The 22,874-nt window shown below is 42.4% G+C and carries 15 protein-coding genes and 1 pseudogene; 13 read left to right on the top strand and 3 right to left on the bottom strand.

Annotated elements, in window-relative coordinates; all coding sequences use genetic code 11:
* Nucleotides 1-14: 14 nt before the first annotated feature.
* A complete protein-coding gene (locus tag NFS43_RS12055; RefSeq protein WP_251551922.1) occupies nucleotides 15-2,567 on the bottom strand; it encodes an Ig-like domain-containing protein in 2,553 nt (850 codons plus the stop codon).
* Nucleotides 2,568-2,858: 291 nt separating this feature from the next.
* On the opposite strand from NFS43_RS12055, the pseudogene NFS43_RS12050 reads away from it, so the two are divergent.
* Nucleotides 2,859-4,352: pseudogene (locus NFS43_RS12050) on the top strand (ATP-dependent helicase ComFA).
* 19 nt (nucleotides 4,353-4,371) lie between these two features.
* Nucleotides 4,372-5,088 (top strand): ComF family protein, encoded by a 717-nt coding sequence (locus tag NFS43_RS12045; protein ID WP_251551921.1) that lies wholly within the window; start codon nucleotides 4,372-4,374, stop codon nucleotides 5,086-5,088.
* A 70-nt stretch (nucleotides 5,089-5,158) separates the two neighbouring features.
* On the opposite strand, the gene NFS43_RS12040 is transcribed toward NFS43_RS12045, so the two are convergent.
* Nucleotides 5,159-5,653, bottom strand: a complete 495-nt coding sequence (locus NFS43_RS12040; RefSeq protein ID WP_251551920.1) for a spore coat protein — start codon at nucleotides 5,651-5,653, stop codon at nucleotides 5,159-5,161.
* Nucleotides 5,654-5,923: 270 nt separating this feature from the next.
* Here NFS43_RS12040 and hpf point away from each other — a divergent pair, with 270 nt between their 5' ends.
* The 5 genes from hpf to NFS43_RS12015 all read left to right on the top strand — a co-directional run bounded on the left by hpf (nucleotide 5,924) and on the right by NFS43_RS12015 (nucleotide 10,354).
* Nucleotides 5,924-6,469 (top strand): ribosome hibernation-promoting factor, HPF/YfiA family, encoded by a 546-nt coding sequence (hpf, locus tag NFS43_RS12035; protein WP_251551919.1) that lies wholly within the window; start codon nucleotides 5,924-5,926, stop codon nucleotides 6,467-6,469.
* A gap of 166 nt (nucleotides 6,470-6,635) precedes the next feature.
* Nucleotides 6,636-8,246, top strand: a complete 1,611-nt coding sequence (gene ggt, locus NFS43_RS12030; RefSeq protein ID WP_251551918.1) for a gamma-glutamyltransferase — start codon at nucleotides 6,636-6,638, stop codon at nucleotides 8,244-8,246.
* A 137-nt stretch (nucleotides 8,247-8,383) separates the two neighbouring features.
* Complete coding sequence (locus tag NFS43_RS12025) at nucleotides 8,384-8,956, top strand: chromate transporter (protein ID WP_251551917.1); 573 nt, start codon at nucleotides 8,384-8,386, stop codon at nucleotides 8,954-8,956.
* The gene (locus NFS43_RS12020; protein ID WP_251551916.1) at nucleotides 8,953-9,483 is read left to right on the top strand and encodes a chromate transporter; all 531 of its coding nucleotides are present in this window, start codon (nucleotides 8,953-8,955) and stop codon (nucleotides 9,481-9,483) included. The genes NFS43_RS12025 and NFS43_RS12020 overlap by 4 nt, the downstream gene beginning before the upstream one ends.
* Nucleotides 9,484-9,499: 16 nt before the next feature.
* Entirely contained in the window at nucleotides 9,500-10,354 is an 855-nt protein-coding gene (locus tag NFS43_RS12015; protein WP_251551915.1) for a DUF1028 domain-containing protein, read from the top strand.
* 229 nt (nucleotides 10,355-10,583) lie between these two features.
* Here NFS43_RS12015 and secA read toward each other — a convergent pair whose 3' ends face one another.
* Nucleotides 10,584-13,091 carry a preprotein translocase subunit SecA gene (gene secA / locus NFS43_RS12010; protein ID WP_251551963.1) on the bottom strand — a complete coding sequence of 836 codons (2,508 nt, stop codon included), beginning with the start codon at nucleotides 13,089-13,091 and terminating at the stop codon, nucleotides 10,584-10,586.
* Nucleotides 13,092-13,659: 568 nt separating this feature from the next.
* Between secA and NFS43_RS12005 the strand changes: the two genes are divergently transcribed.
* The 6 genes from NFS43_RS12005 (at nucleotide 13,660) to NFS43_RS11980 (ending at nucleotide 22,618) form a co-directional block, all read left to right on the top strand.
* The gene (locus NFS43_RS12005; protein WP_251551914.1) at nucleotides 13,660-15,054 is read left to right on the top strand and encodes a cytochrome c3 family protein; all 1,395 of its coding nucleotides are present in this window, start codon (nucleotides 13,660-13,662) and stop codon (nucleotides 15,052-15,054) included.
* 29 nt (nucleotides 15,055-15,083) lie between these two features.
* The gene (locus tag NFS43_RS12000; protein ID WP_251551913.1) at nucleotides 15,084-16,292 is read left to right on the top strand and encodes a NapC/NirT family cytochrome c; all 1,209 of its coding nucleotides are present in this window, start codon (nucleotides 15,084-15,086) and stop codon (nucleotides 16,290-16,292) included.
* A gap of 26 nt (nucleotides 16,293-16,318) precedes the next feature.
* The gene (locus NFS43_RS11995) at nucleotides 16,319-17,005 is read left to right on the top strand and encodes a tetratricopeptide repeat protein (protein ID WP_251551912.1); all 687 of its coding nucleotides are present in this window, start codon (nucleotides 16,319-16,321) and stop codon (nucleotides 17,003-17,005) included.
* A gap of 16 nt (nucleotides 17,006-17,021) precedes the next feature.
* Nucleotides 17,022-17,990, top strand: coding sequence for a 6-bladed beta-propeller (locus tag NFS43_RS11990; RefSeq protein ID WP_251551911.1), 969 nt, complete (start codon nucleotides 17,022-17,024; stop codon nucleotides 17,988-17,990).
* Nucleotides 17,991-18,096: 106 nt separating this feature from the next.
* On the top strand, nucleotides 18,097-20,004 hold the full coding sequence (locus NFS43_RS11985) for a cytochrome c3 family protein (protein ID WP_251551910.1): 1,908 nt from the start codon (nucleotides 18,097-18,099) through the stop codon (nucleotides 20,002-20,004).
* A 322-nt stretch (nucleotides 20,005-20,326) separates the two neighbouring features.
* On the top strand, nucleotides 20,327-22,618 hold the full coding sequence (locus NFS43_RS11980) for a cytochrome c3 family protein (RefSeq protein WP_251551909.1): 2,292 nt from the start codon (nucleotides 20,327-20,329) through the stop codon (nucleotides 22,616-22,618).
* The last annotated feature ends 256 nt before the right edge of the window (nucleotides 22,619-22,874 follow it).

The raw sequence follows: 22,874 nt of genomic DNA, 5'->3' as shown, positions 1-22,874 counted from the left end.
TCATTTAAAATACATTAATAATTTTTAAAATACTCATCAATACCATCAGCAATTGCTTTTGCTAATGTATTTTGATAAGAATCGGCCACTAATTTTTGACGCTCACTTGCATTGTTAATAAAACCTAGCTCAAGTAAAGTTGCAGGCATAGCTGCTTCACGTATTACTGCAAATGATTGTCCATCAGTTCCCCGATTGTTTGCACCTGTATACTCAACCATATTATTTTGGATGATATTCGCAAGTGTCATACTCTTTGAAATCCTTTCGGGATTATTATGCATATCCACATTGATTTTTGAAGGGTAATCCGGATTATATTTATAAAAATAAGATTCGATACCAGAAGCAGAAGTAGGTCCAGCACCTGTTGAATTGTGATGGATACTAATAAAAATATCTGCGGCTAAATTATTGGCCATTTCAGAACGATCAAGCAATTCAACAAAAGTGTCATCATTACGAGACATATAAACAGTATAACCACGATCTACTAACAATGATTGGACCTTTTTTGCAACAGCCAAGTTCAGGTCAGATTCCCGGTAGCCGCCGCCAATTGCTCCAGGATCGGAACCGCCATGTCCTGGGTCCAAAAATACTGTAGTGAAGACTTGCTTGAAGATAACGGTCGTTTCAGGCAATGTGTTTACACGGCCATTCATTCCTGTTTCTCTAATCGTAATTGTATGCTTTCCATCGCTATATTTGGCTGTGTCAAGGGCATAGTGGAAGCCGCCCTTTCCATTGTTATACTCGGGGAAAACACCTTGTACATCTGGTCTCGCATCTCCATATACCGCTTGGCCATCTACTGCACCATCTACCAATACTTCAATTTTTTCTACCCCGAACTCATCAAACAACCAGCCGGAAAGGTTATAGGTACCTTTCATTTTTGTGCCAGGAATAGGATTATCCAGATATGCCTTAAAGTTTGAGATTGTAATAGGAATATTAATTAATTGGTTAATGCTTCCATTCACCCCTGTCTCTCTGATGGATAAGGAATGTATCCCATCGGGGAAACGTGAGGTATCTAATGCATAATGGAAGCCAGCCTTTCCGTTACTATATTCTGGGAAGGCGTTTTTAATATCCAGGCGCTCATCACCGTATACGGCTTCTCCAGTTACTTGGCCATCCACTAATACTTCGATCTTGGAAACACCACTGGGATCTAACAGCCAGCCGGAGACATTCGTTGTTCCTATTACATGGGAATTCGGATTTGGATTATCCAGATATCCTTTTACTTCATTTGATATGCTCGCTTTTATTTCCTGAAACATTGTGATTCGACCGTTTGCTGCGGTTTCCTTAATGGTAATCGAGTGGGTGCCATTACTGAATTTTGTGGTATCTAAGATATAATGGAACCCAGAAAAACCATTGTTGAATTCAGGAAATGCTTTTTTGACATCTGTTCTTTCATCTCCATAAACGGCTTGTCCTGAGACTTCTCCATCCACAAGAATTTCAATTTTTGATACCCCGCCAGCATCCAAAAACCAACCAGATATGTTACTTTTTCCTTTTAGGATAGAATTGAATGCAGGCTGATCCAAATATCCTTTTACGTTTGAGAAGGAGACACTTATAGGGGGCAATATTGTGACATGCCCGTTTGCACCTGTTTCCTTAACCGTAATAGTGTGGCTGCCATCATTAAACTTTGTAGTGTCGAGAGTGTAATGAAAACCTGCTGAACCATTATTAAACTGTGGATAGGCCTTTTGGACATCTGTTCTTTCATCACCATAAACGGCCTCACCTGTCAATTCTCCATCCACTAATACTTCGATTTTGGAAACTCCTCCGCCATCTAGTAACCATCCCGAAAGATTAAGAGTACCTGTTAGTGTTTTTCCGAAAACCGGGTTGTCTATATAACTTTTTACATTCTCAAAGGTTATTATAGTTTCAGATAATGTGGTAACTCGGTTGTTCAATCCTGTTTCTTTAACAGTAACAGTATGCGCCCCATCATTGAATTTGGTTGTATCGAGAGTGTAATGAAAGCCAGCCTTCCCATTGTTGTACTGGGGAAAAGCTTTTTGGACATCCGGTCTGGTATCTCCATACGCAGCTTGCCCTTCCAGTCTGCCATCCACCAGTACTTCAATTTTGGATACGCCGCTTTCATCTAAAACCCACCCTGACACGTTAATAGTCCCGATTAGTGCTTTTTCAGCACTTGGATTATCGACATATCCTTTGACATTGGAGATTACGATGGTGCTGCCTGGTATTGTGTTTACTCGGCCATTCAATCCTGTCCCCCGGATTGTAACTGTATGTATTCCATCACTATATTTAGTGGTGTCGAGAGTATAATGAAAGCCAGCCTTCCCATTGTTGTACTGTGGATAAGCATTTTGTACATCTGGTCTTGGATCTCCATAGGCAGCCTGACCTGCGACAGCTCCGTCCACTAATACTTCAATCTTTGATACACTCGATTCATCCAAATACCATCCATTCACCATTATTTGTCCCTTAACAGTAGAGCCATTTATTGGTGAATCAATCACTCCTAATGGTCCGATTGTTTGTGCTGAAGCCAATGATGATATTTTTGTAAACAATACCAAAACAATTCCTGCTAGTAAAATAGTTCCAATATTTTTTATTAACCTCATTTCTCATCCTTTCTGGCTAGGTTATTAACAATTTAATAATACTATTGTCATATTTAAAAATATATATAAAATTAAAGTTTACTATTTTTAAATTAATCATTTTAAAATCTCACAAGAACCATTAGATCTAAAAGTAATTCAAAATAAAAAGGAAAAATAACTCTATTCGGAGAAGTAATATAAATACTTTTTTAGAAAAGAGATGAACAATATCTAATGCGTTTTTTAATTGAGAATAACAAGATATTCCCGCAAAAATTTACCTCGAATGGTTCCCTTCGAATCTCTCAATTCCCAATAATCCCTCAGCCTGCACTAAAACCAGAATTCTCCTATAACCCCGCACTCCAGCAATTTCTCACCGGCAAGCAACTCCTGTTTGAAGATATCCCTTTCCCTTTCGACGAAATTCAAACCCACTATGAGAACGGATATATAACTTACCGAAAAGGCATTGAGTATCAAGGAAAATTGCCAGTATGTACCCGGTGCGGAAACAAGGATCCACAGCTATTTGGAGCATTCCAGTGTGCTAGATGCGGAGAAACATGCATTTATTGCCGTCACTGCATCATGATGGGTCGAATAAGTGAATGCACACCGTTGTTCGGTTGGAATGGGCCTGAACCAGACACCGAGCTTCCAGCAAAAATTATGGGGTGGTCTGGAACACTTTCCGCAGGTCAGCAACTAGCTTCTGATCAGGTAGTTGAGGCGATTCTTCAAAATAAAGAATGGCTTGTATGGGCCGTTTGCGGGGCAGGCAAGACGGAGGTGCTTTTTGCAGGAATTGAGGCCGCTCTCGCAGCGACTAAAAGAATTTGCATTGCTGCACCAAGGACAGACGTCGTGCTTGAACTGGCACCCCGGCTGAAATCAGCATTTCCTGACATCGAGATTGCTGTTCTATACGGCGGGAGTGAAGACCGTCATGTATATGCCCCGCTTACCATTGCCACCACCCACCAATTACTCCGCTTTTATCATGCTTTCGATGCGATCATTCTCGATGAAGTCGATGCTTTTCCTTATACGGTGGAAGAATCGCTTCAACACGCTGCGATTCATGCTCGAAAATCCGAATCAGCACTGATTTATCTCTCTGCCACTCCAAATCAAAAATGACAGCAAGAATGCCGAACAGGAAAGAGAAATTTTACGACCATCCCCGCCCGATTCCATCGCCAGCCTCTGCCGGTTCCTGAATTCTCCTGGTGTGGAAATTGGCAAAAGCTGCTTCACAAAGGCAAGCTCCCTCCTAGGGTCCTTCAATGGGCCAAAAACAGGATAGATTCCGGAAAACAGGCCTTGATCTTCTTCCCGCATATCCCATTGATGGAGAAAGCCCTCCCGATTCTTCGCCAGCTTGCTCCCGAAATAGAAGCTGTTCATGCGGAAGACCCTAAGCGGAAGGAAAAAGTCCAAAAAATGCGGGCAAAAGGAATATCTATGCTGCTGACGACGACCATATTGGAGCGGGGCGTTACTTTTCCAAACATCGATGTGGCTGTCATTGGAGCGGAAGACAGTATTTTTACTGAAAGCGCGCTTGTCCAAATTGCCGGCAGGGCGGGCAGAAGCAAGGATCATCCTGACGGGATGGTGACATTCTTTCATTATGGGAAAACGGAAGAGATGTTGAAAGCCAAAAGACAAATCTTAATGATGAACCGAGAGGGATTTAAAATGGGATTACTTGATCATCAATAAACACTTAAGGGGGACAGATATGAATATTTTCCTGCAAGAACGATGCTTGATTTGCGATCAGTTGATCCGCCCAGAGGTAGGTTGGAGATCGCTTTTATCCATTGAAACCGACCAGTTTATTTGTGGCACTTGCGAAGGGAGGTTAGAGAGGATTGAGGGGGAGACATGCCGGATATGCGGCCGTTCGTTTGCAGCATTGGCAGATGATTTTCGTCATGGGGATTTATGCCATGACTGCTGGAGATGGGAAGAGGATCCTCAGTGGCAGGGTCTCCTTGAGAAAAACTGCCCGATTTTCCACTACAATGATTTTTTAAAAGAGGTGATTGCCAAGTTTAAATTTCGTGGGGATTATATGTTGGCTAAAGTTTTTTCAGAGGATATGAAAAGAGCACTTTTAAAAATGGAAATTGATTTACTCATTCCAATTCCGTTAAGTGAGGAGCGGCTTTATGAGAGAGGATTTAATCAGGCGGAAGCGATGATCATTGAAGCAGGGTTTCCACCGGCAAATATACTTTCCCGAATCCATTCAGAAAAGCAGTCGAAAAAATCCCGGACAGAGCGTATCCATCTGCCGCAGGTATTTCAATTTATTCATGAGGTCCAATTGCAAGGGAAAAGGGCCATTTTGGTTGATGATATATATACAACCGGGTCAACTTTAAGGCATGCTGCAAAACTCTTAAAAGGTGCAGGAGCCGTTAGTGTTAAGTCTCTAACATTGGCGAGGTAGAGGCCGGCAATGACATGTCTTGAAATCATAAAATCGAAGGGACGGCAGCTAAGCGCCGCCCCGACTCCCTTCAGATCTTCATCCCAAGTGCCTTTTCAGCTAACTGCATATCATTCCCCAATAGCCGGCCCAGGTCATAAGCAGGATAGTAGCCATGCTCATACATGTAGTTAAACACTCTTTCATGCCCCTGGATAGCGCCAGTTAACTGCTTGCTAAATGTTTTCCTAAGGGAGGGCGTCGCTGTCTCTGTTATCGCAATCGCTAGGCTGCGTACCAATGTTTTCGATAGGGCGAGCAAATCAGCTGCAAAAAAGCCCATATCTTCGCGAACTTCCTCTTCACGCCCCTGATAACCTGCTGCTTGAGGATAAAATTTTAGTAATTCTCTAAGGTTTGCTTCAAGGTCGCGGATACATCTTCGATAAAGTTCCTTTAAACCGGGATCGGTCACTTTATTTATTGACATTTTTAGTTTCATCAGCCCGGTGGATTGGAACGCCACCATTTCATGTAATTCCAAAGTTTCATGCCAGGCTAATGTTCTTCTCTCTTCTGTGGTCATCGAGCATCCTCCTTTAATATCACATCCATTTACCTTATTCGCTGCCCATATTTGTGGAAAATTGTCCCTGATAATATTAAAATAAAGATGAATAACCAATTATTTTACTAAAAATCTCCCGTGTAAAGCAAAAATGTAGTTGAACTTTCTCACTATTTTCCCAGTGTTTTTGTCAATAAATCGACAAATTTTTTATTAGTCACTAGCAGGATTCTTATAGGGTAAAATAGAAATGTAATACATAGCCTTAAATAAAGGAGGACTCCACACATGAACTATAACGTACGTGGTGAAAACATTGAGGTAACTCCAGCAATCAGAGAATATTTGGAAAAGAAAATTTCTAAATTGGAGCGCTATTTTACTGAAGCACCAAATGCGAATGTCAATGTCAATCTTAGATTTAATCCAGATAAAACCTCCAAAGTAGAAGTGACGATACCGCTGCCGAATTTAACTCTTCGGGCTGAAGAAACAAATATTGATATGTATGCAGCAATTGACTTAATTACCGATAAGCTGGAACGTCAAATTCGCAAGCATAAAACGAAAATTAACCGGAAGTTCCGTGAAAAAGGAAATGTTCCGCTCGCATTTGCACCTACGGGGGCATCAGAAGTTCATGATGACGATGAGGATTTAGAATTAGTCCGCACCAAACGGTTTGATTTGAAACCAATGGACAGCGAAGAAGCCATTCTGCAAATGAACCTGCTAGGACATAGCTTCTATGTGTTCACTAATTCTGATACAAACCGGACAAATGTAGTCTATCGCCGAAAAGACGGCCGTTATGGGCTGATTGAAGCTCAATAATATAAAATAAGCAGAACGCTGCCAAGTATACCTGGCAGCGTTTTTTTTGTGCAGAGAGATCCTGGTGCTAAACAATCATTTTAAATTCTGAAATTTATTTAGATATACTAAATTTAGAATGTTCATTATAATAGAAAACAAGAATAGCAGAAAGAGGTGTTCAATCATGAAGTTTGACTTTCAATATCACCCTTACCCATCCCAGCGTACTACGGTGTTTGCCAACCGCGGAATGGTTGCGACCTCACAGCCGTTAGCAGCGCAGGCAGGTCTTGAAATTTTAAAAAAGGGCGGTAACGCCATTGATGCTGCAATTGCGACAGCAGCCGCTTTAACTGTGGTGGAGCCGACTTCCAATGGGATCGGCAGCGATGCGTTTGCGTTAGTTTGGACAAAGAGCAAGCTCCATGGACTCAATTCCAGTGGTCCGGCACCGCAAAAAATGACGATAGAGGCCATTAAGGAGCGCGGTTATGACAAGATTCCTGCGCACGGCCTGATTCCAGTCACAGTGCCGGGAGCACCAGCAGCATGGGCGGAGTTATCGGAGAAATTTGGAAAGCTTCCGCTAACGGATGTATTGAAGCCCGCAATTGAATATGCAGAAAACGGCTATCCGTTATCCCCGATATTGGCCAAGAATTGGGAGCGTGCATTTAGGAATTTTAAACAGACACTAACAGGTGAAGAGTTCCAGCCTTGGTTTGATGTATTTACCCCTAATGGAAGAGCCCCAAGAGCGGGAGAAATCTGGAGTTCGAAAGGCCATGCCAAGACGCTGCGGTCTATCGCCGAAACAAGCGCCGAGAGTTTTTATCGTGGGGAAATTGCTGAAAAAATCGCAGACTTTTCCGAGCGCTACAATGGGTTTATTTCCAAAGAAGATTTAGCGGGCTTTCGGTCAGAATGGGTCGAGCCGATCAAGGTGAACTACCGCGGCTATGATGTGTGGGAGATTCCCCCAAATGGCCAGGGATTAGTGGCGCTTTTAGGCCTGAACATCGTTAAGGGCTTTGATTTTACGGAAAAAGAGACAGTCGACACTTATCACAAGCAGCTGGAAGCGATGAAATTAGCTTACACAGATGGGAAGGCGTTTATTACGGATCCTGCCGATATGAAAGTCACGGTTGAGACACTGCTGTCCGAGGAGTATGGTGCGTCACGACGGAGTGAAATCAGTGGTGAGGCTATTATGCCAAGTCCTTATCAGCCGCCTCGAGGAGGCACAGTGTATCTTGCTGCAGCCGATGGTGAAGGCAATATGGTTTCCTATATTCAGAGCAATTACATGGGCTTTGGATCTGGAATTGTTGTCCCGGGAACGGGGATTTCATTGCAAAACCGCGGATATGATTTTTCATTGGATCCAGCGCATGCGAATGCATTAAGGCCCGGCAAAAAGACATATCATACGATTATTCCTGGTTTCCTAACAAAGGGGAATCAAGCAATCGGTCCCTTTGGGGTAATGGGCGGCTACATGCAGCCGCAGGGACATATGCAGGTGATTATGAATACGATTGACTTTGGTTTAAATCCTCAAGCGGCACTTGATGCGCCGAGGTGGCAGTGGGTGGAAGGAAAGAAAATCCAGGTTGAGCCAAGCTTTCCGAACCACATCGCTCAAGCACTGGCCCGAAGAGGACATCAGATTGAAGTAGCTGTTGATTCCGGCGGTTTTGGACGCGGACAGATTATCTGGCGGGATCCGGAAACGGGAGTGTTAATGGGAGGCACAGAGCCGAGGACGGATGGTTCCATTGCCTCGTGGTAAAATAACAGTAACACTTTAGAGTTTCAATTAAATCGGGAACTGTGTGGACATTTAAAGACATGAATCAGCCTGGGACCGAATAAGCTGGAAATTGTAATAGGTTTTTATAGTTTACCATTAGAAAGGGGGGACCAACTTTGAAGCAATGGCAAATTTTTTTAGCGTTCTTCCGAGTTGGCATCCTTGGGTATGGCGGCGGACCGTCTTCGATTCCGCTTGTACATAAGGAAGTAGTGGAAAAATATAAATGGATGGACTCCGATGAGTTTGGCGATATCTTGGCGCTCGGGAATGCACTTCCTGGTCCAATTAATACAAAAATGGCTGGGTATATTGGCTACCGAGTCGGCGGATATTGGGGGATGATCAGTGCGGTTGCTGCAACCATTGTGCCGACCATCATCTTGATGGTCATCCTTTTGACATCTTTAAACGCGTTTAAAGATAAACCTTGGGTGCAAGGGGCGACGAGAGGTGTGGTCCCAGTGGTGGCTGTCATGTTGGGCACGTTGACCTGGGATTTTGTCGTGAAATCGAAAAAGTCCAATCTCGGATGGAAATGGACGATTATTTTTGTGGCTGCTAGTCTGATTATTCTTCAGGGGTTTGGCCTCCATCCGGCCATTTTGATTTTTGCCCTATTGCTCGGGGCACTAATAAAGGGGGACAATGGCAAGGTAGCCAAGAATAAGGAGAAGGAATCAGCATGATTTATCTGCATATCTTTTTAGCATTGTTTATCCCAGGGATCCTGGGGTATGGAGGAGGTCCATCTTCGATCCCGTTAATAGAGGCGGAAGTGGTTGACCGGTATCATTGGATGACGGTCCAGGAATTTTCCGAGGTGCTGGCCATGGGGAATGCGCTGCCTGGCCCTATTGCCACCAAAATGGCGGGTTATATTGGTTATGCCCAAGGAGGGGTGTTAGGCGCGGTGGTTGGGGTATTTGCAACCGTAGCCCCATCCTTAATACTGATGATTACCCTTTTAAGTTTGCTGATGAAATATAAAGAATCCCCAAGGGTCAAAAATATGACAACTGTTGTCAGGCCCGTGATTGCGGTGTTGCTTGGCGTCATGACCTATGATTTCATTTTTCAATCCTATCAGGATTTTGGCATCTGGCAAACACTGTTTATTGGTGCTGTCAGCTATATTTTAATGGAAAAAATAAAGGTGCATCCTGCTTATGTCATTGCCGGGGCATTAGTATATGGGGGAATCTTTTTAGCCTAGTTGCGGAGGGGAAAAAATGACTTTCTCAATAGTCGGTTATGATCCGGAAGGAAAAGAATGGGGAATTGCCGTCCAATCCAAGTTTTTAGGGGTAGGGGCAGTGGTTCCATGGGCGAGGGCTGGAGCAGGAGCAGCAGCAACCCAATCGTATGCCAATACAGCATATGGCCCAATAGCCTTAGACCTAATGGGGCAAGGAAAATCGGCTCAAGAAACGCTGAAATTACTGCTGGCTGATGACCCGGACAAAGAAATGCGGCAAGTCGGGCTGATTGACGCTAAAGGAAATGCCGCTTCGTATACAGGCTCTGCCTGCTATGATTGGGCTGGCGATATGACGGGGGCTCATTTTGCGGCGCAAGGGAATATTCTAGTCAATGAAAAAACAGTTACGGTGATGGCAGAGACGTTTCAGTCTGCAGAAGGGAATCTGGCTGAACGTCTGCTGGCAGCATTAGAAGCGGGGCAGGAAGCTGGAGGCGACAGCCGCGGCAAACAATCGGCTGCTTTATTGGTGGTCAAAGAAAAAGGAGGCTATGGCGGCTTTAATGACCGCTATATTGATCTTCGAGTGGACGACCATCCAGAACCAATTAAGGAGCTGATGCGCATTTACCAGCTTCAGCGGCTTTATTTTGCTCCTTCAAGTCCCGAAAAAGTGGCAGCAGTCGAAGGCGAAGTCAGGGCAGAGGTTATTAGGCAGTTAGCCCGTCTCAACTATCTGCCGGAGACGGAGGGAGATGACGTGACCTTATATAAGGCTCTTACGACATATCTTCACACTGAAAACTTCGAGATGCGCGAGCAGAAGATCGGATGGATTGACTTAGAAGTGTTGGAGTTTATGAAACAACAAGATTCATTCCAATAGCCAGGCTGATGCCTGGCTATTTAGTTTGTTCATATAGGAGTATCCACATGTGGATATATTCGAATGGCGATGGTTTTCTATAAAATTGGGGCACTTTTCTGCAAAAAAGGGATATAATTCAATAATATTTAGATTTTTTTTGCAAAACCTGGGGATATATGGAAAAGCTATTCGGTCAAACATGAAAAAGAGAGCCAGCGATCATCCCGCCGGCTCTCTTTTTCATTCATTACATCGCTGCCCCGTGGCAGTTTTTATATTTTTTGCCGCTTCCACAAGGACATGGATCGTTGCGTCCAATCTGCTCCTTGTTTACCTTCGGTTTGCGCTTGACCGTTTCGCTGTCTTCTTTTGGATTCACAGCCTGGCCTTTCGCGACTTCCTGCCGTTCCAGATTATTGCGAATCTCCGCTTTCATGATATACATAGCGGTTTCGTCTTCAATTGATTGAATCATCGATTCAAACATGGCGAATCCTTCATGCTGGTATTCACGAAGCGGGTCAATTTGTCCATAAGCCCTTAAGTGAATACCCTGGCGAAGCTGATCCATTGCATCAATATGGTCGATCCATTTGGAGTCAACAGCACGAAGGGTAACGACTTTTTCAAACTCACGCATTTGATCTTGAAGAAGTTCTTCTTTTTCGTCATAACGCTGTTTTACTTTTGCGAAAATCATCTCAACCATTTCATCAGGATCTTTACCTTTTAGATCTACTAAAGTAATGTCGCCTTCAGGCAGCAGGCTGGCATGTACGTAATCAACGAGACCTTGCAGATTCCATTCTTCTTCGTCCTCATGGCGTGGTGTATGGGCACCAACATTCCGCTCTATGGAACGTAAAATCATGCCCTGCACAATTTCTTTTAGATTTTCTGATTCGATTACTTCATCCCGCTGCCTGTAAATAATTTCCCTCTGTTGACGAAGAACGTCGTCGTATTGAAGGAGTTGTTTACGTGCATCAAAGTTATTGCCCTCTACCCGTTTTTGGGCAGATTCTACCGCGCGGGTAACCATCTTGCTCTGGATGGCCTGGGAATCGTCCATGCCAAGCCTTTGCATCATACTCTTCATATTGTCAGAACCAAAGCGGCGCATCAATTCGTCTTCCATTGATAAGTAGAATTGGGTAACCCCTGGGTCTCCCTGGCGTCCGGAACGTCCGCGGAGCTGATTGTCAATCCGGCGGCTTTCGTGGCGCTCAGTGCCGATAACAGCAAGACCGCCTAATTCTTTTACGCCTTCACCCAGTTTAATGTCTGTACCGCGTCCAGCCATGTTGGTCGCAATCGTAACGGCGCCTTTATGCCCTGCTTCGGCAATAATTTCCGCTTCGCGGGCATGGTTTTTCGCATTCAATACATTGTGGCGGACGCCTTTTTTTAGCAGCATTTTTGAAATCAATTCAGAGGTTTCAATTGCAACTGTCCCAACAAGTACCGGCTGTCCCATCATATGGCGCTGGGCAATGTCCTCAACTACTGCATTGAACTTGCCTTCCATGGTGGCGTAAATTAAGTCTGGACGGTCATCACGGATGATCGGGCGGTTGGTTGGAATCACGATAACATTCATATTATAGATGTTGCGGAATTCCTCTTCTTCTGTTTTTGCAGTACCGGTCATACCGGCCAATTTTTCATACATCCGGAAGTAGTTTTGGAACGTAATGGTAGCCATGGTCATACTTTCATTTTGAATTTCCACGCCTTCTTTTGCTTCGATCGCCTGATGCAGGCCTTCACTGTAACGGCGCCCCTTCATCAAACGGCCTGTGAATTGGTCAACAATGACGACTTCTCCATCCTGAACGACATAATCCACATCCAGGTGCATCGTTACGTTTGCTTTCAGTGCCTGGTTAATATGATGGTTTAATGTGACATGTGAAATATCAAACAGGTTTTCAATGCCGAAAGCTTTTTCCGCTTTGCTGATCCCTTCCTCTGTCAGCATAACGGCTTTGATTTTTTCATCATAGGTGTAATCCACGTCTTTGGTTAAAGTGCGGACAAAAGCGTTTGCCTGCATATAAAGGACAGTAGACTTCTGAGCTTGTCCTGAAATAATTAATGGAGTCCGCGCCTCATCGATTAAAATGGAGTCAACCTCGTCGATAACCGCGTAAAAAAGCGGACGTTGAACTTTTTGTTCCTTATAAAGGACCATGTTATCGCGCAGGTAATCAAATCCGAACTCGTTATTGGTACCATATGTGATATCAGCCGCATAGGCTGCCTGCTTTTCCTCTTTATCCATGCTGTTCAAATTCAAGCCGACCGTTAAGCCTAGGAATTGGTACAGCTCGCCCATTTCGGTGGCGTCACGGTGGGCCAAATATTCGTTGACCGTTACAACATGAACCCCTTTGCCGGAAATAGCGTTTAAGTATACGGGCATGGTGGCTGTCAAGGTTTTACCTTCACCGGTTTTCATCTCGGAAATGTTTCCTTCATGGAGAGCAATACCGCCCATTAACTGTACATGGTATGGGTAAAGGCCAAGTACGCGGCGGGCACCTTCGCGGACGACGGCGAATGCTTCAACCAGCAGATCATCGAGTGATTCGCCTTTTTGATAGCGGGATTTAAATTCCTCCGTTTTTTCGCGAAGCTGTTCGTCTGTCAGTTTTTCGGTTTCAGAAGCTAACGCTTCAATTTGGTTAGCAAGCTTGTCTAATCGTTTTAGCTCACGTTTGTTCAAGTCAAAGACTTTATTTAAAATCCCCATATTATGATGAACGCTCCTTTTTGTCATTACTAAAAACCACTGAATGCTATTGCAAATGGCAGATAATCCTTTCTTCATCTTACCATTTTAAACAACGGAGTGACAACCTGTTAGCGCCTCTGCAAAATTTGTCCCTGCTTGGCCAGCGAAGGAAGCTTTTGAAAAACGATTATATCCTGTGAAAACTGGAACTGGATTTGCCATATCAAGAATCTCCCCATCCCAAAATGTTCGGAATTTCGACAAAAATGACAGGATGATGACTTTTCTTACCTGCTTGATTCCAAAGTATTAGTGGAAATAGGAGGGGAGTGAATGAGGGGTGAATATTCGATGGTAATTATGAATAAATATTAGTTTTCTATTCATATTATCACTATATTAATGATGTTAATAGAATGCTTATATATCAACATTTACATGTTGTTTTTGGGTGAAAATAGAACCGCTTTTTTTATGGAAAAATATTCACAAATTGTACATTGGAATATACTCTCATAATGATGGATACTACCTTTAGAGAGGTTAATCTGGAGAATAAATAGATATCCAAATAAATATGGGAAGGGTGAGGAAATTGGCTCTATGGGGGAAAAAGAAAAACAAAGAGACCGATCCCGATACAAGAGAAGAGAGAAAGAAGGGAATCTTCCGGAGACTTTGGCATTGGATAAAAAATATTAACTGGAAGGATCCGGTTACACGCTGGAAATTGATGTTTGCATCCATCATTACACTTATTGTGATTGGTGCAGGAGGATATGGTGTCATCGCTTTTACCAACTCTCCGACATTCTGCAAAGCCTGTCACGAAATGGCGCCGGAGCATACAACGTATGTGGCCAGCTCCCATAGCAATCTGACTTGTGTCCAGTGTCATATTAAACCAGGTGCCGTTACGATGGTACTGCACAAAATGAAGTCGTTAAAAGAAGTGTACTATCATGTGACTGGCATTCCAGAGCAAATTGTTTCAACCGTAGATGAGGCAGTATCGGATGAGAACTGTTTACAATGTCATTCCAAGAACCGGCTGGTAACCGCTTCCGGTGACTTGAAAGTTGATCATAAAGGCCATATTGAGGAAGGGGTTCCTTGTATCTCCTGCCACGCAGGGGTTGCGCATGGCAAAATTGGGGTCCGTAAGCTTAATACCGAAAAAGACCGGGATAAGTATACAGAAGAAACAGGGAAACTTGTCATGACGAAGGAATACACCGACCCGAACATGGGAACTTGTATTGATTGCCACGATAAAGTCAACAACGGCGAAAAGCCTTGGAAGGATACTGCATATCTCGTACCAAAGAATCCAGAAGAAGAGAAAGAAAAGACGGAAGAAGTAAACAGTAAGAAAACAACCGATATAGCGGCAACCACTGAAACAACTGAAGCAAAAATTTCAGACTCGGCTGTCCAGGATGAAAAAACACAGGATATTATTTTACAGGCAATCGGAAAGCAGCAAAAAGATGTGAAACTGTCTATGGCTTGTGAGACCTGCCACAAACAAATAAAAGTTCCGGAAAATCACAAAGTATCGGATTGGAGCGGAAATCACGGCAGCACTGCCATTCAGCAATTAGACAAATGTTTAAATTGTCACCAAGATTCTAAGTGGATTAAAGATGTACCAACAGGCAATCTTGATTCGATTATAAAATCAAATGGGCAGGATTCAGAAACCAGCAAGTATACACCGAATTTAACCGTTGGAAAAGAACAAACCAGAAACAACCAGTTTTGCAGCGCCTGTCACGCCAACCGTCCTGCGAGTCACGATCAGAGCAACTATTGGTTGACTGGACATGCTTTAAATGCGAAAACAGCAGAACAAAAGGCTGAGTGCTTCGTCTGCCACGACCGCGAGAAACCGGCAGATGGTTCAACTGAAGCAAAAGCTCCGACAGATATTTATTGCCAATACTGTCACAGAACAGGGTTTAAATCAGATGTACAGTAAAAAGATTTATTAAACTGGAGGGAGATTTTATGGAAGAAGAAAAACAAACGCGGTCGGCCCCTCCTCGTAATAGTTATAGGTTAATTAAGATAGCAACTCTAACCGTGTTGTTTTTAGCCCTTTTCTTTACCGTAGGCGGATTAGGGCTAAAAGCGACCACAAGTTCAACGTTTTGTTCATCGTGCCATGAAATGAAACCAGAGTATTACACATGGAAAACCTCCGCACATAGCGAAGTGGATTGTGTTAACTGCCACGTGGGATCTGGGGTAGAAAAAATAGCAAAAAGCAAGGCCAATACTGTGGTAGAGCTTTATAAAAAGGGAACTGATACCTATACAGCACCAATCCAAATGCCGAAGGATATCCCAAACTCAGCTTGTGAAGAATGCCATAATATGGAAAATCGCAAAGTGACACCATCCGGAGATTTAATTATTCCCCACGATAAGCACCTGGAGAAAGACATTAAATGCACCCAATGCCATAGCGGCGTGGCTCACGGGGATATTTCGGAACGCAACGTTACCTTTAAATCTGATTACAGCAAATGGGATGGCTCTTTGGCAAAATCAATGATGACGGTAAAATATACAGAACCGAAAATGCAGACATGCATGGACTGCCATAAAGCGCGTAATATTGCTACCGATTGCGAAACATGCCACAGTTCCAACATGGTGCCAAAATCCCATACAGCCGCAGATTTTAAAGCACAGGGTCATGGGAAATTAGCAGATAAGGACATACAGAAATGCGATAGCTGTCATCAATACATGTCTAGTGATGAAATAAAGGATATAACAAACGCACCTGCCTCACAACAATTTTTGAAAACAGGGTCAACAAAGCAGGAAACGATACCCGCCAAAGCTTATGCGAAAGAAAACACCTATTGTAAAAATTGTCATACCGGTACGCGTCCGGAAAGTCACGGAGCCAATTATGTCAACGCCCATGGCGCGTTAGCAAAGCAGGACAAATCAGGGTGTATGGCTTGCCATGGTGAGCAAAGTATAACCGTTGGAACGACGAGTAATGGCTTGACTTCAAACGCGGTATCAACATCAAGTACCGGTACAGCCCCTGCCTGTAACAGCTGCCACCCGGCAAGTCATGACAATTCGGATTACAGACAAGGCCACCCGATTGACTTAACAGGAATTACGGCACCATCTGCCAAGTGTTATACCTGTCACAGTGAGCAGAAATGTAAATCCTGTCATAAGGAATCCTAAGAATTTACAAGATGAGGAGGGGTAATATGGAAAGTCCAGTACAGCCAGTTGCACAAGAACCTTCTAGAGAAGAAGTACAAAAAGTAAAAAAAGACCAGTTTACATGGTGGCAAGCATTGATTATCCTTGCGGCAACTTTAGCCATCTGCCTTTCAGCCGGCTACTATATCAGTGAAAAGTATCTTTGGAACCAAACAAGTGATGAAATTACAAAACAATTAAAATATTACCAATCACAGGTGAAAGCAAAGCCAAATGACGCTGAACTTAGGGTTCAATTAGGATACACGTACTATTTAAAAGGTGATGATAGTAATGCCATCAAGGAATTAAAAACAGCCAAAAACCTTGATAAGAAAAGTTACGGTGCCTATTTGAATCTGGCGATTGTTTACGATAAAGAAAATAAAAATGATGATGCTTTGCAAATGGCGATAAAGGCTTCCAGTTTAGTCACGCAGGATTATAAGAGCCTGTTGTTAAAAGGAAGGAGCTACCGCAAATTAAAAATGTACAAAGAAGCTTCTGCTGCCCTAGAGGAGGCGGCACGCTATAAACCTGCAAACACGGATATTGTTTATGAAGCAGCCTTAGTCGCTAGAGACCAGGGGAAGAAAAAGGATGCGGAAAACTTGTTTAAGGAAGTTTTATCCTATGATCCGACCTATAAACCCGCATTAAAAGAACTAGATAAGTTATCTAAAAAGAACTAGAGAGGAGATGGAACCGGTGAAGAAAAAAACAGTTTATATTTGGATGGGCACCATTGCGGCTTTGACGATTGTATTATTTACAGTCATTTACTTCTTCCATCTTCAAAATGATGCTGTTAAGGTAGCGAGCAATATCAAAGGTGGAAAGCCAAATTTAAGCAATTACATTCAGGGAGATATGGACAACCCTCTCAATAAACCAATGGATGCGACAAAAATCGGGCAATGGGTTTATGTGACGGACACAAATCACCAGCAAGTACAAGTATTTGATATATCGGGAGCATTTATCTTTAAATTCGGCAAAAAGGGAACTGGAGAGGGGGAATTCCTATTCCCGTACGGAATTACTGGTGATAAAAAAGGCAATATTTATGTTGCCGACTTGTACAATAATCGGATATCCATTTTTGATTCAAAAGGAAAGTTTGTAAAATACTTTACCAATGACGAAAATAAAGCAGACTTTCTTCAGTCGCCTGCAGGGTTAAGAATTTTCAACAATCACTTATGGGTAACCGACATTAAGCTCGGTAAAGTATTTGAATATAGTTTAACAGGGAAAAAATTGTTGGAAGTCTCAACAGCCGCCAATAAAGACGACCTGCTGAATGCACCAAATGCTGTCGCGCTTGATGATGAGAAAAACATTTATGTATCTGATTCAGGAAATCAGCGCATCGTAGTTTTTAAAAAAAATGGCGAGTATGTCCGAGTTATCAATGGTTCCAAGAATAATAAAGGAGATACCAAATTCGTGAATCCACGAGGTGTTGGAGTAGAACCAGATGGAACCTTGTTAATGGTCGATAACATGACCCATTATGTTTATGGATTTAACCAAAAAGGGGAACAGGTTTTCCAAATAGGCGGAATTGGCAGCGACAAGGGACAGTTTTACTTGCCCAATGGTTTATTTGTCGATAATAACGGGGAAGTATTTGTTACTGATACTGTAAACCAACGGATTGCTGTCTATAATTAATAATTCTAAGCATTATAGGAGGTGGTGCCTCAAAAGAAGATTTATAGAAGATTTTTTTATAGATAGAGAGAGAGAGAGAGAAAAATAAATAGGGAGGTTTTTTGGAATGAGCAAGAAGAAGTTTGGATTCTCATTATTCTTAGCACTGATTATAGTGGGATTGCTAAGTACAACTGCATTCGCCAGAGGAACCTACTGGGAATCCGTAAAAGCTAACGGAACTGGCGGTTTTACTTTTGGTTTAAAAAACACGGCTTCCGTTGACCAAACATTTGTTGTAAAAGTTTTTCCAAAAGATACTACTGCTAATACGTATACAACGGAGTTGTATACGTCGCCTGAAAAGGTAGTACTAGCAGGTGTTCAGGATAGTATTGATATCCCGGCATCAGCAGGCATCCAAGTAGGTACTATTTACAAAATGGTTCTATATACGGTTAAAGATGGTGTTGCTAGTGACGTTGGCGTGAAATTCGGTGTTTTAACAAGCACTTCGAACCCTAAAATGGCTTCCATTGCTGATGATCCGGACGGATTATTAGATGTTGACGGTTCTGGCCTCAATAACGCCAACAATACTGTAGGTAAAGCTTCAACACATCCTACCCATGGAGCTTTCCAAAACAATACCAACACTTGTGCAAGTTGTCACCAAACCCACACAGCTGCAGAAGGCAATGCCTTATTGTTCAAAGATGGCGTATACAGCACATGTTCCGCCTGCCATGATGGTACAACTGGCGCCTACAACAGCTTTGCTCCTGCAACGACGGAAACGGTAGAATCTATTCAAGGTACATTTGATGTACATGGTACTAATCAAAATGGCTCCATGCACAATGCTGACGGTGCGGTGCAACTTAGTGCAGCACCTGGAGGAAATCCAAATGCAACGGCAGACTTTGATTGTGCAAGCTGCCACAACGCCCACGGATCAGGTTCTGCTGAAGAAAACAACCTGGCGGTTGATCCAGCTGGATGGGGTGAAGTTCCATACCTTGAATCAACTGGTACTAGAAGTACAGTTACTATTTATTCTGGGCATGCTATGAAAACCTTCAACTATGATAATAAAACCAGCCCGAATGGTAAATTATTTATTAATATTCCGATTTACAACAGTGTTGCAGAAGCAACAGCTGCAGGAACAGCATCTAAAGCTGCTGGAAATAAACCATATCCATATGTATTAGTAAAACAAACTGCAGGAACTGGTAACAGCTTCTACTCGCGCGCTGGTATTACAGATGAAAATACTCTTGTTATCCAAACCTACAGATGGAGCAGCTCAAAATATGTAGCTGACTACTCTTTATGGTTACGTGAGTTAAGCTATCCATTTACAGCCAATACTGTATTATACAGCAGTGATGCACCAACATATGATAACGTTGCGGCAGGTAAACCGGAGGCAAGCAGCTTAAACTTGGCTTCCAATTTGAAAGTTGTCTATAAAGATGGTTTTGCATATGGTGCCGATGTTGGCAATATTAAGAGCGCCAACATTGCACTCGGTATTGACGTTGAAACAGATGGCAATATTGAACATCTTTGGGATGGTACCGTTCCTGACAGCGGCATTGAAATGACCAAATACTGTGCGGCTTGTCACATTGACTATCTATCTGAATCCCGTAACGATGTTAGTGGAACTTATACAACAGCACACCGTCATGCTAACGTAAGTAGAGACGAGCTTACTTGTGTACGTTGTCACTATGCACATGGTACTGAAGCTTCAATCATGCACGATGCAAATGACAACTCAATATTTGATTTAACAGCAAGTGGCGGAGCATTCCAAGGAAATAATCAGGGAGCTATTGACTACTTAAAAGATCCTAACCCTTCTTCTGCATTAAAACGTTACACTGGCATGTCTGTATGTTATGCTTGCCATGGCGGCGGCGAAAGTTTCGTCGGCAGCCCGCGTAACACTGAGGCAGATACCAGCACTGGTGAACACCTAAAAGGCGGTATGCCTGGAGAAGCAAGATGGGATGTTACCAATTAAAAAAGCCAACAATTAGCCCACTATTTGTTAGCTTTTAAAAGAGTAATACGATTTGAAAAAAGCAAGGCAGTGATTGCTGCCTTGTTTTTCTTTAATTATCTTGAAAAGACACAAATTTGTCAAAAGCTACGACACAAATTCGTCGATAAATCGCTTTATTTCTGCCCCAATTTTATCCAGACAACATTGATATAATGTATATATAAACTCATATAGAATATAAACCAATATACATAGTACATAAATAATAAAGTAAAAGGGCTGGTTGCGGATGGTTCGAAACCTCTTGAAAATGAAATCAAGTTATTATATTTGTCTAATCATGATCCTTGTGATAACTACTAGTTTCTCCATACCGATCGTTGATGTATTTGCAGTAGGAGAAACTGAGTCCTTAACTGTGACATCACCTTCTGAGAATGAACAAATTCACTCGAAAGATGTTGTCATTGCAGGAAATTACTCGTCTGATGTCGCTAAGGAAGATCTAGTGTTCACAGCGGACGAAAATGGAACGGCTATTTCTGGCTCCTCTTGGACCATTGATGACACAAGTTCACCAAAGACTTGGTCCTTATCAACACAGTCACTAAGTGATGGAGTTCATACACTGACAATCAAAATGAAGAAGAATTCAACTGGAGAAGAGTTGGCTCAATCATCCATAAGCTTTACAATTGATACAGCACAATTGTCAGTTATCCAGGATATCTCAATTACATCGCCTGAATCTGGAACCCAATTAAATACAAAGGATATTGAAATAACCGGAACATATGTGACTGATGCTTCGGCAAATAATTTACTCTTTACTGCTAAAGAGAACGGAGAGAACCTATCTGATTCCGCCGCAAATGTATCAGATTGGATCATCAATACCAACAGCACGACAAAGACTTGGACTTTTAAAATAAACGCATTAGCATTAGAAGTAGGAACACATACTATTACGATAGAAATGAAGGATACAACAGCCGGTACTGTAACAGAGGATTCTATTGATTTTTCTATCCTCTTGAAAAGGCCATATGTTACTGAAGCAAAGATTCTTCTGGCTGACCGCACCGAACAACAAGTTGGTGAAGATTTTACCCACGTTCCGCTTGACGCAATAATAAAGGTTATAATCGCAGATGATCAGCCGATGGAGCAGTTTAAACAAAAGATGGATGATAACCAGTCTTTAACACCGATAATTGTTAGCAGACCAGGGCAAGAAGTAATTAAAGGAATAACCGAAGTTAACCAATTGGACTTGGACCCCACCGACGGAAAGTACTATTATGAGATACTCTTTACCGCTGCACAGGATGAGTTGAAACTGAACAAGACTTATACAGTTACCTTGGACCAAGACCTGGTCGTTGACGATTCGGAAAGTCCCGTTTTTTCGAAAAAGTTTCAACTTACCACTGGGACAAATGTAGATTGGGACGACATGGATGAGAATACTAAAGATTCTTCCAATCCGCATGGCCATTATCAATTAAATACTAATATGTGTGCATCTTGTCATACTACCCATGTGGACTCGCCTTACCAAAAAGATGTAAAGGCACAAATGACCACATCACGGGAGGGAGGCAACTACCTAATTGATTTTAATGAACAACTTAATCAAAGTGCCTCTGAAAACTATTGTACCGCCTGTCATGATGGAACTTTAAATGCACCTGTAACCAGTGGGATAAGCGCCACGTATCACCATGATAATCCTTCAGACTATGGCAAAAATAGTACAAACAAATTAAAAGATGCAACAACCTGCACAAGTTGCCATAATCCGCATATGGAGTGGTCAAAAGAAAATTCCAATCTGTTGAAGGACCACTACATTTATCAACATAACGGTGAGGATTTAAATCTTTCTGTGGCAAATGATCCAGATCAAAATAAACTTACAGCAGTTAAAATTGATAGTTTGGATACTCATTGTGGTAAATGTCATATTGATAACTTAGTCTATGACAAGGATGCTCAGAAAAAAGTAAGTATCTTTGATACAAATAGTTTTCCGGGTGTGGAATACAGTGCGCTAGCCTATAAAAAGTCGTTGACCGCTACAAGTGAAATAACAGCAAAGGAAATAACGGATACTGATGCACCGAACACTGTTCAAGACTATTCATTATGTTTGCAGTGTCATAATAATAATAATAATCAGAAAAATGGAGCTACAGACATTGAAAAATACTATACAAAATCTGCTGCAGAATCCGGACATTTCTTGGCACTACCGGATGGTCAAGCCTTACAAGCCGATGGAAGTAATTTAAATGGGTCCATACCTTGTTCTGAATGTCACGAAACGCATGGTTCAACAAATATTAAAATGTTAAAAACACAATTAGGCCATGAAAACCCTCAAGATTTTACAGCAGCGACAGGCTCTTGGGATGCATCGAAGGAAAAGGATTTTTGTATGAAATGCCATGATGGTACAACGGCGACTTCCATCTATGGGGTAGTCGGACAGACAGTAGATGCTAATCATGACTTGGACCCAACGGATACTTCCAAAACCAAGCATTTGGCATGTTCGGAGTGCCATGGCGGTTCATCTAAGTCATTTATGGAAGCAGCGCATGCTCCTACTAAATTAAGTAATCCATAACGAAAAAACATAAATCAAATCCATGACCTTAATGCTTTTAGAAAATTAATAGTAATCAATAATTAGGCGGCTTTTAAATATGAAGCAGCCTTTTTTATGTTCTGAGGGTACTTCCATGAATAACAATATACATTCCTACTTTTAGAAAACTGATTGTCAATAAGAAGGAGAGTTCGACAGGTGAAATTTCCGCATTCCATTTGATTTTTGAATTTTTGACCGTTGTCACGGTATAATGGACAAGAACAATGAGACT

Origin of the sequence: Neobacillus muris (assembly GCF_943193175.1) — a bacterium.
GTDB classification, from domain to species: Bacteria; Bacillota; Bacilli; order Bacillales; family Cytobacillaceae; genus Neobacillus; species Neobacillus muris.
This window is presented reverse-complemented; position numbering and strand designations above follow the sequence as displayed.

What these genes read in the sequence shown, in the direction of transcription:
- secA (WP_251551963.1), bottom strand. Translation starts at nt 13,091, where the DNA reads ATGGGGATTTTAAATAAAGTCTTTGACTTGAACAAACGTGAGCTAAAA.
- NFS43_RS11980 (WP_251551909.1), top strand. Translation starts at nt 20,327, where the DNA reads ATGATCCTTGTGATAACTACTAGTTTCTCCATACCGATCGTTGATGTA.
- NFS43_RS11995 (WP_251551912.1), top strand. Translation starts at nt 16,319, where the DNA reads ATGGAAAGTCCAGTACAGCCAGTTGCACAAGAACCTTCTAGAGAAGAA.
- NFS43_RS11985 (WP_251551910.1), top strand. Translation starts at nt 18,097, where the DNA reads ATGAGCAAGAAGAAGTTTGGATTCTCATTATTCTTAGCACTGATTATA.
- NFS43_RS12045 (WP_251551921.1), top strand. Translation starts at nt 4,372, where the DNA reads ATGAATATTTTCCTGCAAGAACGATGCTTGATTTGCGATCAGTTGATC.
- ggt (WP_251551918.1), top strand. Translation starts at nt 6,636, where the DNA reads ATGAAGTTTGACTTTCAATATCACCCTTACCCATCCCAGCGTACTACG.
- NFS43_RS12000 (WP_251551913.1), top strand. Translation starts at nt 15,084, where the DNA reads ATGGAAGAAGAAAAACAAACGCGGTCGGCCCCTCCTCGTAATAGTTAT.
- NFS43_RS12040 (WP_251551920.1), bottom strand. Translation starts at nt 5,653, where the DNA reads ATGACCACAGAAGAGAGAAGAACATTAGCCTGGCATGAAACTTTGGAA.
- NFS43_RS12020 (WP_251551916.1), top strand. Translation starts at nt 8,953, where the DNA reads ATGATTTATCTGCATATCTTTTTAGCATTGTTTATCCCAGGGATCCTG.
- hpf (WP_251551919.1), top strand. Translation starts at nt 5,924, where the DNA reads ATGAACTATAACGTACGTGGTGAAAACATTGAGGTAACTCCAGCAATC.
- NFS43_RS12015 (WP_251551915.1), top strand. Translation starts at nt 9,500, where the DNA reads ATGACTTTCTCAATAGTCGGTTATGATCCGGAAGGAAAAGAATGGGGA.